Source organism: Microbacterium sp. CH12i, from assembly GCF_000685355.1.
GTDB lineage: Bacteria > Actinomycetota > Actinomycetes > Actinomycetales > Microbacteriaceae > Microbacterium.
This window is the reverse complement of sequence record NZ_JHET01000006.1, coordinates 58437-72502: the sequence shown is the minus strand read 5'-3', so window position 1 is coordinate 72502 and position 14066 is coordinate 58437. Positions and strand designations below refer to the sequence as shown.

Here is a 14066-nt window from a genome sequence, read left to right as displayed (position 1 = left end):
CCGGATCCGCCGCTCCGACAGATAGTCAGCAACTGCATGGCCAGAGTCACCATAATGGGGACATGACTGATGCGCGCATCCTGGTCGTCGACGACGAGCCAAACATCCGCGACCTGCTCTCCACAGGTCTCAGCTTCGCGGGATTCCAAGTGAAGACCGTTGCGAACGGAGCCGCCACGATCTCGGCCGTGCTCGAAGAGGAGCCAGACCTCATCATCCTTGATGTGATGCTCCCCGACATGAATGGGTTCAGTGTGACCAAGCGCCTCCGTGGCGCAGGCTTCACCGCACCGATCCTGTTCCTGACCGCGAAAGACGACACCCAAGACAAGATCGAGGGGCTCAACGCCGGTGGCGACGACTATGTCACCAAGCCGTTCGCCCTCGACGAGATCGTCGCCAGAGCCCAGGCCATTCTCCGCCGCACCATGCAGGCCGATGAAGAGTCGATCATTCGCGCCGGAGAGCTGTCAATGGATCAGGACACGCACGACGTGTTCGTCGGCAAAGAGCCCATTGAACTCAGCCCGACCGAGTTCAAGCTGTTGCGTTATCTCATGCTCAACCCGAACCGTGTGCTGTCGAAGGCACAGATCCTCGACCACGTGTGGGAGTACGACTTCAACGGAGATGCGGGCATCGTCGAGAGCTACATCTCGTACCTGCGTCGCAAGATCGATCCGCACACCGAAGAATCTCTCATCCAGACCAAGCGCGGTTTCGGGTACATGCTGAAGGTGGGCAAGTAGTCCTCGAAAGGGATCCGCATGGCGCACGAGACTGATGCGGTCACCAGCTGGTGGCGGCGGATAAGCCTCCGCGCGAAGGTCACCGGAGTCACGGTCGCTGTCCTCGCGCTCGGTCTCTTTGTCGCGGGTATCGGCACTGTCCCGCTGCTGCGTAACTCCCTGATCGACAACATCGACGCTCAGCTGCCATCGCTGGTCACGAGCGATTTGGCGACTCGCTGGTTTGACATGAAGGTCGTGGACGGCGCGCTGACCGTCACCGAAGCCGAAAGTGCACCGCGTACGTCCGACTACTTCTTCGCCATCTACGCCGCCGACGGAGCTTTTTTGGCGCAGGCAGGTGGACCATCGAATGCTGCGCCCCCAATCTTTAACGAGACGATGAGCATCGCGAAAGCGCATGCTCTCGAAGGGGAGAGACTCACGCTGCAGGACGAGCACGGCAACGAATTTCATGGCTCGGTCGTCGTCACCGACGGACCCGACGGCACCCTTTACGTGCAGTTCGTGGCACTTCCCTTGGAAGAGGCCGACCGCATCATCGGCCAGTACTTCGGCGTGTACACGACCGTAGCGCTGGTGACGATCTTGATCGCCGCGCTGCTCATCAGGGGGCTCGTGACACTGACGTTCCGCCGGCTCAGCCAGGTGGAGACGACTGCGATGGCAATCGCGGCCGGCGACTTCAGCCAGCGCCTCACAGACGTCGAAACCAACACCGAGGTCGGCCGCCTCAACTTTGCGATCAACACCATGATCGAGCGCATTGACCAGTCGCTTGCGCAGCGTGACCGTTCCGTGCGGCACATGCGTCGCTTCATCGGGGATGCCAGTCATGAATTGCGCACTCCCCTGGTCAGCGTTCGCGGCTATGCGGAGCTGTACCGGATGGGCGCGATCCGTGGCGAAGAGGACACCGCGAGGGCGATGGAACGCATCGAGAAAGAAGCGATCCGGATGGGCGTGCTGGTCGAGGACCTGCTCGATCTTGCGCGACTCGATGAGGAACCGGAACTACAGATTCAGCCCATCGATCTGCGGCCCGTCGCCAGAGACGCCGCCCTCGACCTTCGTGCCGCCGCTCCCGGCCGCACGATCACCGTCATCGACAGAACTTCGGATGCCGTCGCCCCTGTTCGGGTGAAGCCCCTGCCTCCGTTACCGGAGACCTCCAGCACGCACACGTCACGCGCCCGCGCTGGCGCCCTGGCGCGCCTGCGTCGCCGGGCGCGTACCGCTGAGCCGGTGATGCCGCAGATCGACTTCACCGAGTCTGAAGACACCCCAGTGCGTACTCCCCCGATCGTGCTCGGCGAAGAGAACAAGGTGCGCCAGGTCATTACAAACCTTCTGGGCAACGCCCGCAGGTTCTCAGCAGATGACAGTCCCATCGAACTTGTCGTCGACGCAGATCGGGTCGCAGGCACTGCAAGCATTTCGATCGTTGATCACGGCGAAGGCATTCCTCCACAAATCCGCGAGCAGATCTTCGAGCGGTTCTGGCGCGCCGACACGTCACGCGCCCGCGAGACTGGTGGGTCTGGTCTCGGTCTTGCGATCGTCGCATCGATCGTGTCAGCCCTGCACGGCAGTGTGGGCGTGGATGAGACGTCTGGCGGCGGGGCGACATTCACCGTGACGCTGCCGCTCGCTCCGGCGCAGGCAATCCCCGAGCATCTGCTGGAAGACACTCAGCCACTCGAGCGGCTGAAGCTCGACGACCGCTGACCCGTTCTGCACGGATCGGCCTGGGAGGAACTCTTCCACCGAAGGTGCGGGGAGCGTCCATGCATGTGTCCGATCCGCGTAGCGTCGGGGCTCCGATGAGAGGAGTTCCCATGTCCGTCTACACCGTCGACACCGAGGCTGTCTTCGCAGCCACCGGTGCCACGAGAGCCACGATGGAGCGGCTGCGCAGCGAGTCACTCGCGCTGAAAGCGCAGCTCACCCAGCTGCAGTCATCCTGGACGGGCACCGCGGCCCTGGCGTTCCAGGGTTGCAGTGATCAGTGGAGTGCCGCGCAGATGCACGTCGAGCAGGTGTTGGAGTCAATTGGCACCGCGCTCGGCTCTGCCGCTTCGCAGTACTCCGACGCCGATCAGTACTCGGCGACCCTGTTCCGCTGAGGCCGTCGTAGAACGAGGAAGACCCCCGAACCTTGCGGTTCGGGGGTCTTCCTGATGCGTACTAGGACTTAGAAGTCCATGCCACCCGTCGGGTCGCCGGCCGGAGCCTGCGCCCGCTCGGGCTTGTCGGCGATGACGACCTCAGTAGTGAGGAACAGTCCAGCAATCGAGGCTGCGTTCTGCAGCGCCGAGCGCGTCACCTTGGCGGGATCGATGATGCCAGCTGCGAACATCTCCACGTACTCACCAGTCGCGGCGTTGAGGCCGTGACCGCTGGGAAGCTCGGAGACCTTGTGAGCAACGACACCGGGCTCAAGCCCAGCGTTAAGCGCAATCTGCTTGAGCGGAGCCGAGATAGCGACGCGAACGATGTTCGCACCCGTTGCCTCGTCACCGGTGAGCTCAAGAGCGTCGAGCGCTTGGTACCAGCCTGGATAAGCGCCACGCCACCACCGGGGACGATGCCCTCTTCGACAGCTGCCTTCGCGTTGCGAACGGCGTCTTCGATGCGGTGCTTGCGCTCCTTGAGCTCGACCTCGGTTGCGGCCCCTGCCTTGATGACAGCAACGCCACCGGCAAGCTTGGCAAGACGCTCCTGGAGCTTCTCGCGGTCGTAGTCGCTGTCGGTGTTCTCGATCTCGCGGCGGATCTGGGTTACGCGACCCTCGATCTGCTCTGCCTCGCCAGCACCTTCGATGATGGTCGTCTCATCCTTGGTGATGATGACCTTGCGCGCACGACCCAGCAGGTCGAGCGTGGTGTTCTCGAGCTTGAGGCCGACCTCTTCGGTGATGACCTGTCCACCGGTGAGGATTGCGATGTCCTGCAGCTGAGCCTTACGACGGTCGCCGAAGCCGGGAGCCTTGACGGCAGCCGACTTGAAGATGCCGCGGATCTTGTTGAGCACGAGAGTCGCGAGAGCTTCGCCCTCGACGTCCTCAGCGATGATGACAAGTTCCTTGCCGTCCTGGATCACCTTGTCGACAACGGGAAGAAGATCCTTGATGTTCGAGATCTTCGAGTTGGCGATGAGGATGTAGGGCTCCTCGAAGACTGCCTCCTGGCGGTCTGCATCCGTCACAAAGTACGGGTTCAGGTAGCCTTATCGAAGCGCATGCCCTCAGTGAGCTCAAGCTCGGTGCCGAAGGTCTGCGACTCCTCGACGGTGACAACGCCTTCCTTGCCGACCTTGTCGATCGCCTCGGCGATGAGCTCGCCGATCTCGGGGTCTGCGGCGGAGATCGATGCCGTAGCGGCGATCTGCTCCTTGGACTCGATCTCCTTGGCGCTGGCGAGCAGCTCTGCAGTGATGGCCGCAACGGCCTTCTCGATGCCGCGCTTGAGCGAGATCGGGTCGGCGCCAGCTGCAACGTTACGCAGGCCTTCGCGGACGAGTGCCTGAGCGAGAACGGTCGCGGTGGTGGTTCCGTCACCTGCGACGTCGTCGGTCTTCTTGGCGACCTCCTTGACGAGCTCCGCACCGATCTTCTCGTACGGGTCGTCGAGCTCGATCTCCTTGGCGATCGACACACCGTCGTTCGTGATCGTGGGAGCGCCCCACTTCTTCTCAAGCACGACGTTGCGACCGCGCGGGCCGAGGGTCACCTTGACAGCGTCGGCGAGGATGTTCAAGCCGCGCTCGAGGCCGCGGCGGGCCTCCTCATCGAAAGCGATGATCTTTGCCATGAGTTTTGTCGTCCCTCCTGGACGTAGACGTTCTGATTAGCACTCAGGGTATGCGAGTGCTAACGCCCATTCTGGCACTCGACCCCATCGAGTGCAAGCTGCGAGGTGCGGACTATTCAGCGGGTGTGTCTGCGGGTGCAGGCTCGACACTAGAGCGATCGAGGCCGATAACGATCACGAGCTGCTTCTGATCAGGGTCGTTTGGGTCTGAGAGGAAATCGGACTGCTCGATCTGCGCGCCACCGATGAGATCGGCCAAGCCGATCGCAGCAAGCTCATCCGCAGCCGAGACGTAGTAGATCGTCGTGTCCGTGAAGTCCTGAGATTCGGCGATTGAGGCGCTCACGCTGCCCGCAGGCCAGCCCGCGTTGATGAGTGTGTCTCGCAGTTGCACGTCGAGACCCTCCTCCGGCGTGGCGTTGAGCACCAGAACCGAGTACGTCGTATCGACAACGCCGGTGACCTCCGGGGTCGCGGGGCCGTGGCTCCGCCGACGGGAACAGCGAGATGCGCCCCATCAACACGAGCGAGACGAAGATGCCGACAACGACGAGTACGAGGGCGGCGACGAACGACCAGAGCAGAACGACCCAGCCGTTCATTCCTGGTGCTTCCGCGCGATGCGCCCCCACACGTCCGGATGAACGGGGAACATCATCGAAGCGATCTCTGACGGGCTTAGGCACTCGTCGATGCTATCTGCCCGCGCCCGAGAATCCACTCACAGCGGGCGAGCGTCGCCAGCTCAGCCCGCAAATCCCCGCATCCGCGCAACACGTCGGTCAGTCCTGCTCTCACGCAGCCGCCGAAGCCTTCGCACCAGTAGCGGATCGTGCTCGAGCGCCTGCTCCGTATCGATCAGGCGACCCAGCAGTTGGTAATAGCGCGCCGGACTCATGCCGAGTCTGCTGCGGATGACTTCTTCTTTCGTCCCGCCGTGCCGCGGCCACTCGGCCTCGAGCGCAAGGATCGCGCGGTCGCGATCAGTGAGGTCTCCGAGCATGCGTCCAGGCTAAGCGCGAACCTCTACGGAACCCGGGCGCCACTCCCACCAGCGTCCCAACGGATCAGCTGCCGCCCGCACTTCGCCGTCGAGAGCTACGACAGAGCTTGGCCAGGTACTCGCGTGCACCGCAGGGTGCCAGGCATCGTGCACGCCGGGGGCATCGATCGTGATCCATCGAGCGGACAGTTGTCTGATCTGTGCGATAAGCGCGTGCCGCGCTGCCCATGGGATGTGCACGAGCACCCCGGGGGTCGTGATCACCAGGGTGGCATCCTTCGGGGCGGATGCCGCGAGCACCGCGAGATGCTCGCCCGCGTCGCACGTACCAACGTGGGCGGATCGGCCGCGACGATGTCAAGAGCAGCGGTAATCCGCTCTTCCCGTCCGGTCTCCCCCGGCCATACCAGGCCCCGCAGCCAGGCACGATCGCGCGGGACTGCCGCATCGAGCGGATCGAGATCGATACCCGCACGCCAGACGATCTGCGGCAACCGCAGCGGAGGCAGATCGCCGCGCACTTCACTCGTGAGGACGACAGTGGACGGTCCGTCGTCCGGGTCAAGTGCGACGCGAACGACGCCATCGGCATTGACGAAGCGGTAGGAATAGCGGTCTGGGTAGAGGCAGAGCCCACCGGATGCGCCGATCTCCAGCAGCGCGATCGGACCGTCAATCTCCGAAAGCATCGGCAGTAACGGGGCGAGTCGCAGCGGCTCGTTGGTCTGCACGCGGCGCACCTCGCACTCGGCGACGATCTCGTCGGCGTGCGCGAGCAGGAACCTACGCCACTCCTCGAATCCGGCGAGGGGGGCACCCAGCATCCGTGTCACTGCGAAGACGACGGGCGGCTGACGTCGCGTTTCGGGAATGCGCGCCAGCACTTCTTGCGATTCGACATCCTCGGCTATCCCCGCTGCCCATTGCTCGTAGAGCGCTGAACGTCCCGGTGCTTCTTCACGGGCGAATCGTCGGTATCGCTCCTGCACCGTCTGTGTCATCCCTCCATTGTCACGGACGACGCCAGAACCCTCTAGGAGGTGGAGAATGGAGGAGACTCAGGAGGATCAATGGACTACAGCGTGAAGAAGACCGACGACGAGTGGCGTGCAGAGCTCGGCGAGGAAGAGTTTGCGGTGCTGCGCACCGCCGCCACCGAGCGGGCCTGGACTGGAGAACTGCTCGACGAGAAGCGTTCCGGCCTCTACACCTGTGGCGCCTGCGGCGTCGAATTGTTCAAGAGCGGCACGAAGTTTGATTCCGGATGCGGGTGGCCAAGCTTCTACGAGTCGATCCGTCCTGAAGCGGTTCAGCTCATCGAAGACGACACGCTCGGCATGAAGCGCACCGAGGTTCGCTGCGCGAACTGCGGCTCGCACCTCGGCCACGTGTTCCCGGACGGTTTCGGCACGCCCACTGGCGACCGATACTGCATGAACTCGTTGGCACTCACCTTCACCCCTGGAGACTCCGAGGCGTGAGCGCACTCGACGCTGCCCAGGCGCGGCAGTCCTGGTCGAAGGTCACCGAGGAAGCACCGACTCGCGACGAGCTGCTGCCGCTGATCGCTGCGGCTGGGCGGGTTGCTGATCACTCCTCGTTGCGACCGTGGCGACTGATCGAGTTGCGCGGGAACGACCGTATGACACTGGGCAAGGCAATTGCCAAGGCGGAGGGCTACAAAGAACCTTCGTCGAAGCCGTTGCGCGCATCGCTGCTTATCGCGGTCGTCACCAGTTATCACAAGAGCGACAAGGTTCCCCGGTGGGAACAGGAGGCCGTCGCCTCCGGTGTCGCACACACTCTCAGCCTGCTTCTCGATGAGGCGGGCTGGGGCGTCATCTGGCGAACCGGCGGCTATACGCGGGCGAAAGCAGTCGCGAAAGCCCACGGGTTGAAGAAGAACGAAGAGCTGCTGGGCTGGCTGTACGTCGGCGGCAAGCCAGAGCGCAAGCGTCCAGGACGCCGAAAGAGCGTCGACGCGCGCGCACTGCTGAGCCCGATGCCGAAGAAGTAGCGCCCGTCAGCGCCGGCGCCGCCACGGCAGCGCCACGACGACGGATGCCACGGCGACCACGATCATCGCGAGCAGCTGCCAGAGGGCAGGTCCGGATGCCGCGGGCCAGAACAGATCGATGACCACGGACGTCGTGAGTTGCCCGAGTACTGAGCCGAGCCCGAGGAGCAGCACCCCTGTCTGCGCGACGATCGCCGCACCCAGCAGGATGTAAACGAAGCCGAGCAGGCCGCCCAGGTACAGCCACGGTTCAGCGGGCAGAGCCTCCGGCATCCCCCGCAATCCGACACTGATGGATGCTGCGACGAGGAGCACCGTGGTGCCGGCGATGAAGCTCATCAGAGTCGCCGTCATCGGCGATTGCACACGCTGCGCGAGCCGTCCGTTCGTCGCGGACTGCCATGCGATGCCGACACCGGCGGCGAAGGGCAGCAGGAGCAGCCACAGTGGTGTGGTCTGGAGCACATCACCGCTGAGTGAGATCGCCACTGCGGCGAGCGCGAATGTTCCACCCAGCACTCGGCCGGGAGTCACGGCGACGACCCCGGCAGGCCCGAAGCCGATGCGGTCAAGAACCAGCCCGTGCACGGTTTGGCCTGCAACCACTCCGACGGTGAATAGCGAGACTCCGAGCACACCGGCCGTCACGCCCTGCGTGGAGACAGTGAGCGCTCCGCAGGTGCCACCGAGCAGCATCCAGGTCGGAATGGTGCGCGAGCGGATGCCGCGCCACAGACGTACTGCGCCGGCGCGCGCCGACGGCAACGCGAGCGTGACGACGATCAGAATGACCAGGCCGACGGCGAAAGAGACCAGACCGGCGACGATGCCGTCATCGATCCGCACCCCGAGTACGCCGTTTACGCGCGCTTGGATCGCGGTCATCGCGCCGATCGACACCGCGCCCCCCAGCGCCACTGGGGCGGGGATTCTGCGTGTCTGAGTCACCCGAGCACACTACCCGAGTTGGCTTCTCCGCCGGCTGTCCGAGGCCGGGTTTACGATTGCGGCATGTGCGCGAGTTATGGGCTTGATCCCCGCTTCACCGATGCCGAGCTGCTCGCCGAAGCTGATGCCGACATTCTCGATGGCCTACGCACGTGGGGAGAGCAGAACGCCGATGAGACGCTACGCCCCACCGGCAAGAACCTCCGCAACCTAAACCCGCTCGTTGTGTCGAGCAACGGCACGGCCGCGTTAGAGCCCGCGTGGTGGGGCTATCTGGTGAACGGCGAGCCGGCGAAGTTTCCGTCGATCAACACCAGATCTGAGCGCCTTCAAGAGCGGGTGAGCGGGCTGAAGAGCCGCGCGATCGTGCCGTCGACCGAGTGGTATGAGCTGAAGAAGCCCGAGCGGGTGTGGCACGAGTTCGCGCTCGACAACCGCGCGCTGTTCGGCATGGCAGCGGTCACTCAGCGCGGACGCACCGCAGACGGCGAGTGGTTCACCTGCTACTCCATCGTGATGCGGCCAGCGCCTGCGCATCTGGCCGAGATCCATGATCGGGTTCCTGTGCTGATCCCCCCGCTGTTCAGCGACGACTGGTTGAATGCCGCGGCCACCCGAGAGGTCATCGACGAAGCAATCCTCGCGTCTGATGAGCTGACCGCGCGGATCGCAGCGACAGCGCGGTCAGCTCGCCCCTAACGCTGCAGGCTCAGCTCTCCACTCCGAGCAGCGAACGCCGCCGGCCTTCTCCAGGTAGGCGCCCGCGCCGCCGTGCTTCTCGTCGAGCCAATTGAACGTTTCGCTGAGTATCTCGGCGGGGGATCCTGCAAGCACTTCGACGAGGTTGTCGGTGAGAGGAATGCGGAAGCGTCGCACTTTACGCAGCATCCGTTCGGTCCACTCACCCGAAAGGTTCGCCGCCGTCGCTGCATAGTCAGCCAAGATGATGTCGCGCTCGATGCCAAGCGCCGTGAGCGTGAGCGCCGCGACCAGGCCCGTGCGATCCTTTCCCGCGGTGCAATGCACGATGACGGGGCCGTCCGCCGATGCGATCGTGCGGATGACTCGGCCCAGGTCATTCTGATGCCGGGTCAGCACGATCTGGTACACATCACGCAACGACAGCGTGCGTGGGTCGGGGTTGTGTGGAGCGCCGTCGATTGGCACAGACAGGTAGTTGACGCCGGTGCCGCGAAGACGGTCTCGGCCGCCGATGCGCCGGTCGAACCGGGAGCGCAGATCGATGATCTGCCGAATGCCGAGTTCGCGCAGTCGACTGCGCCCCGCGCGGTTGAGGCGATGCAGAGCATCCGAGCGATAGAGCCGACCCGGCGTCAGGACACCGGGAGCAACCTCACGGAAGTTGAACGTGCCCGGGAGATCAATGCGCGTGACGGGGTCATTCATGCCGCCACCCTAGCGGCGGCGCCGCCATGGTCGGCTATCGTTGGGGCGTCACGACACGAGCTGATTCGACCGGCAGATCGGTACACAAACATGACGACGGCAGACGAGAGCGGAAAGTCACGCCCACGCGCGCTCCGCGATGGCACGGCAGAGCCGCGGTTCGCCGCGCGCTACGCCACAATCGATGAGGTCGCGACACTGCTCGGCGTCACGCCAGTCTCGCTCCGCCAGACGATGCGCCGCCGCGACGCTGGTGAAGCGTCGTCGGCGAGCGATGCGTTCATCGACCCGATCGGCAATGTCTCCGGCTACCTATGGGATCGCGAAGATCTCACGCCCGAGGCAATCGAGGCATGGCACAACCGCCCGCAACGCGGGCGTCGGCCGAACAGCAGCCGGTAGGTGATGCGATGCCACATCTCGTACTGATCGGGCTGGCTGCCATCCTGCTGTGGGCGCTCGTGTCCCATCGCTTCGAACGGTGGGGGGTGGCAGGACCCGCAGGTTTGCTCTTGTTCGGCGCGGCCACCGTCATCTGGAACGTCGATGCCTTCGGCGATGCGCTGGACTCCTCCGTATCCGAGAAAGTCGTAGAGATCATTCTCGCGATCCTGCTCTTCGTCGATGCCACTGAGGTGAAGGGCGGCATCTTCGGCCGCGAAGGGAAGATCATCGCCCGGCTGGTGCTCATCGCCCTCCCGCTCTCGATCGTGCTGACGGTCGTGAGCGGCGTCTTACTCGTCCCCCATGCGGGACTCCTAGTGATGATCGTGATCGCCTGCGTGATCCTGCCGACCGATTTCGCACCGGCCGCCCACCTGCTGCGCAGTCGGTATGTTCCCGCGCGCGTCAGGCAGATTGTCAACGTCGAAAGCGGGTACAACGACGGCGTGATCTCGCCGTTGTTCGGCATGTCGCTGGCGCTCGCGGTCGTATGGTCAACGATTGCCAACAAGTCAGAGTCCGAGATCTCTGAGGCCGACGTCGAGAAGCCGGTGCTGGAGTTTCTCGGGTCGTTCTTCAACGCAGTGCCAGCCACTCTGATTGCGATCGTCATCGGCATCGTCCTCGGCGCAGGAATCGGTTACCTCGTTCGCGTAGCGCGCGCTCGCGAGCTCGCGAGCGCGGTCGGTGTGCGCTACGTGATGGTGTTACTCCCGCTCATCGCCTATGGAGTCGCGAGCATCCCGATCTTGAACGCGAATGGCTTCGTCGCGGCCTTCGTCGCCGGGATCGGGTACCGCCTGACTCGAGTGCGCGGCAACGAAAGCGATGGCATCGATCACAGCGAGTTGCTGCTTGTCGACGAGGTCGGCGTGCTGGCATCCCATTTCGTGTGGTTTGTGCTCGGCGGGGCCGCCGTCCTCGTCATCACATCCGGACCAGACTGGCAGATTCTGGTTCTCGCACTCCTCGCCCTCACGCTGTTGCGGGTCGTCCCGGTGTACCTGGCGCTGATGCGCAGCACGGTGTCGCGCGGCGATCGGCTTCTGGTCGGAGTGCTCGGTCCGCGCGGCACCGCATCGATCGTGTTCGGGCTCCTCGCGTACAACGCCTTGCCCGAAGACGAAGGTGTGATAGTGCTGACCGTGATGGTGGCAACTGTGGTGGGCAGCATCCTGCTGCACGGCGCCGCGGCGCCGCTGCTGTTGCGGCGGCGGAAACCCATCGAAGCCTGAACAGGCATCTACAGAGCCGACTGCGGGGTTCGAACCCGCGACATCCTGTTTACAAGACAGGTGCTCTACCAGCTGAGCTAAGTCGGCGAACGCCATCCAGCTTAGCGATGCTGGCGGCGGGCTCCGAACCTATGGAGCGGGTGTCTCCGTCGGAGTCGGGGTCGGTGTCGGAGTGGCGTCGGTGTCACTGGCTACCGTGAGGACGAACTGCGAGAACTCCGCCGGGTCCTTCAACGAACCGATATACGCCTCGCCGTTGACGACGATCATGGGCGCACTGGTGAGGACGAGGTCCTTAGATCCGGCGAGCGGCCCGTCCAATGCGCGCATAGTGGCTTCTTTTGCCCAAGAAGCGAAGTCGCCATCCTCGATACAGTTGCGGACGATCTTAGGACTGTCGACGCCCACGGCGACCGCAAGGTCTGCGAGCTCAACGTCGCTGCGGCCGTCGCTGTCGACCTCGGGCTGGTCTACGAGCAGCTCGTGGTTGAACGCGTAGAACTGCTCCGGCGAGTGCGTAGCGACGCAAGCGGCAGCCGCCGCTGATCGCAACGAGTACTTCGTGCCGTTCGAGCTCGCGGTGAGCATCGACACCGGGTGGTAGGTGACCGTGACGGCGTCCTCTTTGATCCAGCCAGCCAGCTGACGGGCGTTAGCTCGTTCAAATTCTCCCGCACCGGGCGAGAGATAGTCGACGTAGATGTGCACGTCCACTGCAGTCGGTGTGACGGTCGGCTCCGGGGTCGGATCAGTAGTCGCGCCCGCCTCGGTCTCGAGCGGCATTGGTGTCGCAGGTACTGCCTCAGCACTGGCATCCGTGATGTTGTGCACGACGATGCCGTCGCCATCCATGCCGGTCGGACTGAGTGTCGGCTTTGTGACCGACGATGTTACTGCCATGGTCACTGCGGTGCCAATTGCCCCGACAGCGATGATCGCAACAGCGCCGATGATGATTCCACGCAAAATGCGCGCCTTGGACTGGCGGGCGTTCACCTGCTGAGCCTTTTCCCGAACCGCCTCACGAGAACTGCGGGGGGTGGGGACGTTCGGCGTTTCGTCGCTCGACATCGTTCCTCTTGAAAGTCTGGTGGGGACGGGTTCCCCGACGTCCGCTTTCACAAGCAGACCGTCTTCGATGTTAACCAGCCTGTCTGGGAAATACCCAGGTGCCGCCGTTCATGCCATACTGAATATGGCCCGATGACGGGCCCCGGTGGACCCAAATTCACCGCATCCATCACAACGGATCGTCCGGCACGTACCTGCCGGTGAAGGAGAAAATAATGGCATCTGTAACTTTCGACCAGGCCACGCGCCTCTACCCGGGCGGCACCCGCCCGGCAGTCGACAAGCTCAGCCTCGAAGTGGCAGACGGCGAATTCCTCGTCCTGGTTGGCCCTTCCGGTTGCGGTAAGTCCACCTCGCTTCGTATGCTCGCTGGCCTCGAAGAGGTCAACGATGGCCGCATTCTCATCGGCGACCGTGATGTCACCGATGTGCCTCCGAAGGACCGCGACATCGCGATGGTCTTCCAGAACTACGCGCTGTACCCGCACATGACCGTCGCTGAGAACATGGGCTTCGCGCTCAAGATCGCTGGCATCGGCAAGGAAGAGCGTGCCTCCCGCGTGCTTGAGGCCGCGAAGCTCCTCGACCTTGAGGAGTACCTGACCCGCAAGCCGAAGGCTCTCTCCGGTGGTCAGCGTCAGCGTGTCGCGATGGGTCGAGCCATCGTCCGTCAGCCCCAGGTGTTCCTCATGGACGAGCCGCTGTCGAACCTTGACGCCAAGCTCCGCGTCCAGACCCGTACGCAGATCGCGTCGCTGCAGCGTCGCCTCGGCGTCACCACGGTTTACGTCACCCACGACCAGACCGAGGCGCTCACCATGGGTGACCGCATTGCGGTTCTCAAGGATGGTCTCCTGCAGCAGGTCGGCACGCCTCGCGACCTGTACGAGAAGCCCGAGAACCTGTTTGTTGCTGGCTTCATCGGCTCGCCAGCCATGAACCTCTTCGCGACAGACCTCGCCGACGGTGGCGTGCAGTTCGGCACTGAGGTCGTCCCGCTCGACCGCGACACGGTCGGACGCGCGAACGGCAGCCAGGTCACGGTCGGCGTCCGCCCCGAAGACATCGTCGTCGGCCCGGCCGACGGCAAGGGTCTCTCGGTCACGGTCGACCTGGTCGAAGAGCTCGGTGCAGACGGCTACCTCTACGGTCACGCTGACATCAACGGCAAGCGCGCCGACCTCGTCGCGCGCGTCGACGGTCGTAGCCACCCGAGTGCTGGCCAGACGGTTACGCTCGCCGCGACCGCGGGTCACGTGCACGCGTTCGACATCGAGTCCGGCCTGCGTTTGAACGACAAGCCGGTCGTTTCGGCGTAATAAGTTCCATCGTGTGCGGCGCGGGCTGACCTTCGGGTCGCCCGCGCCGCGTCGTTTCTCC

The 14066-nt window shown here is 64.0% G+C and carries 14 protein-coding genes, 1 tRNA gene and 2 pseudogenes; 9 read left to right on the top strand and 8 right to left on the bottom strand.

Annotated features, from left to right (window positions below):
• Window positions 1-62 precede the first annotated feature (62 nt).
• The 3 genes from DC31_RS06805 (at window position 63) to DC31_RS06795 (ending at window position 2875) form a co-directional block, all read left to right on the top strand.
• The gene (locus DC31_RS06805; RefSeq protein ID WP_036278484.1) at window positions 63-749 is read left to right on the top strand and encodes a response regulator transcription factor; all 687 of its coding nucleotides are present in this window, start codon (window positions 63-65) and stop codon (window positions 747-749) included.
• A gap of 18 nt (window positions 750-767) precedes the next feature.
• Window positions 768-2477, top strand: coding sequence for a sensor histidine kinase (locus DC31_RS06800; RefSeq protein WP_081813757.1), 1710 nt, complete (start codon window positions 768-770; stop codon window positions 2475-2477).
• A 110-nt stretch (window positions 2478-2587) separates the two neighbouring features.
• Window positions 2588-2875 carry a WXG100 family type VII secretion target gene (locus tag DC31_RS06795; protein ID WP_036278483.1) on the top strand — a complete coding sequence of 96 codons (288 nt, stop codon included), beginning with the start codon at window positions 2588-2590 and terminating at the stop codon, window positions 2873-2875.
• Between the two features lie 68 nt (window positions 2876-2943).
• On the opposite strand, the pseudogene groL reads toward DC31_RS06795, so the two are convergent.
• The 4 genes and pseudogenes from groL to DC31_RS06775 form a co-directional block, all read right to left on the bottom strand.
• A pseudogene (groL, locus tag DC31_RS06790) lies at window positions 2944-4561 on the bottom strand (chaperonin GroEL).
• Between the two features lie 112 nt (window positions 4562-4673).
• Window positions 4674-4988 carry a LytR C-terminal domain-containing protein gene (locus DC31_RS19265; RefSeq protein ID WP_235201381.1) on the bottom strand — a complete coding sequence of 105 codons (315 nt, stop codon included), beginning with the start codon at window positions 4986-4988 and terminating at the stop codon, window positions 4674-4676.
• Window positions 4989-5306: 318 nt separating this feature from the next.
• Window positions 5307-5564 (bottom strand): DUF3263 domain-containing protein, encoded by a 258-nt coding sequence (locus DC31_RS06780; protein ID WP_036278480.1) that lies wholly within the window; start codon window positions 5562-5564, stop codon window positions 5307-5309.
• 9 nt (window positions 5565-5573) lie between these two features.
• A pseudogene (locus DC31_RS06775) lies at window positions 5574-6565 on the bottom strand (DUF2332 domain-containing protein).
• Window positions 6566-6634: 69 nt separating this feature from the next.
• Here DC31_RS06775 and msrB point away from each other — a divergent pair.
• Both msrB and DC31_RS06765 read left to right on the top strand, forming a co-directional pair.
• Window positions 6635-7045 (top strand): peptide-methionine (R)-S-oxide reductase MsrB, encoded by a 411-nt coding sequence (msrB, locus tag DC31_RS06770; protein ID WP_036278478.1) that lies wholly within the window; start codon window positions 6635-6637, stop codon window positions 7043-7045.
• Window positions 7042-7581, top strand: a complete 540-nt coding sequence (locus DC31_RS06765) for a nitroreductase family protein (protein WP_036278476.1) — start codon at window positions 7042-7044, stop codon at window positions 7579-7581. Before msrB ends, DC31_RS06765 begins: the two co-directional genes overlap by 4 nt.
• A gap of 6 nt (window positions 7582-7587) precedes the next feature.
• On the opposite strand, the gene DC31_RS06760 is transcribed toward DC31_RS06765, so the two are convergent.
• Complete coding sequence (locus DC31_RS06760) at window positions 7588-8499, bottom strand: DMT family transporter (protein WP_036278474.1); 912 nt, start codon at window positions 8497-8499, stop codon at window positions 7588-7590.
• 93 nt (window positions 8500-8592) lie between these two features.
• Between DC31_RS06760 and DC31_RS06755 the strand changes: the two genes are divergently transcribed.
• Window positions 8593-9228, top strand: coding sequence for an SOS response-associated peptidase family protein (locus DC31_RS06755; protein WP_036278472.1), 636 nt, complete (start codon window positions 8593-8595; stop codon window positions 9226-9228).
• Here the strand turns inward: DC31_RS06755 and DC31_RS06750 are convergent.
• A complete protein-coding gene (locus DC31_RS06750) occupies window positions 9214-9936 on the bottom strand; it encodes a tyrosine-protein phosphatase (RefSeq protein WP_051606532.1) in 723 nt (240 codons plus the stop codon). The genes DC31_RS06755 and DC31_RS06750 overlap by 15 nt on opposite strands.
• Before the next feature lie 90 nt (window positions 9937-10026).
• On the opposite strand from DC31_RS06750, the gene DC31_RS06745 reads away from it, so the two are divergent.
• Entirely contained in the window at window positions 10027-10338 is a 312-nt protein-coding gene (locus DC31_RS06745; RefSeq protein WP_036278470.1) for a hypothetical protein, read from the top strand.
• Window positions 10339-10346: 8 nt separating this feature from the next.
• A complete protein-coding gene (locus DC31_RS06740) occupies window positions 10347-11615 on the top strand; it encodes a cation:proton antiporter domain-containing protein (RefSeq protein WP_036278856.1) in 1269 nt (422 codons plus the stop codon).
• 14 nt (window positions 11616-11629) lie between these two features.
• On the opposite strand, the gene DC31_RS06735 is transcribed toward DC31_RS06740, so the two are convergent.
• Both DC31_RS06735 and DC31_RS06730 read right to left on the bottom strand, forming a co-directional pair.
• Window positions 11630-11702, bottom strand: a tRNA-Thr gene (locus DC31_RS06735).
• Window positions 11703-11744: 42 nt separating this feature from the next.
• Window positions 11745-12686, bottom strand: coding sequence for a DsbA family protein (locus DC31_RS06730; protein WP_036278469.1), 942 nt, complete (start codon window positions 12684-12686; stop codon window positions 11745-11747).
• Window positions 12687-12901: 215 nt separating this feature from the next.
• On the opposite strand from DC31_RS06730, the gene DC31_RS06725 reads away from it, so the two are divergent.
• A complete protein-coding gene (locus tag DC31_RS06725; RefSeq protein ID WP_036278467.1) occupies window positions 12902-14005 on the top strand; it encodes an ABC transporter ATP-binding protein in 1104 nt (367 codons plus the stop codon).
• Window positions 14006-14066 lie beyond the last annotated feature (61 nt).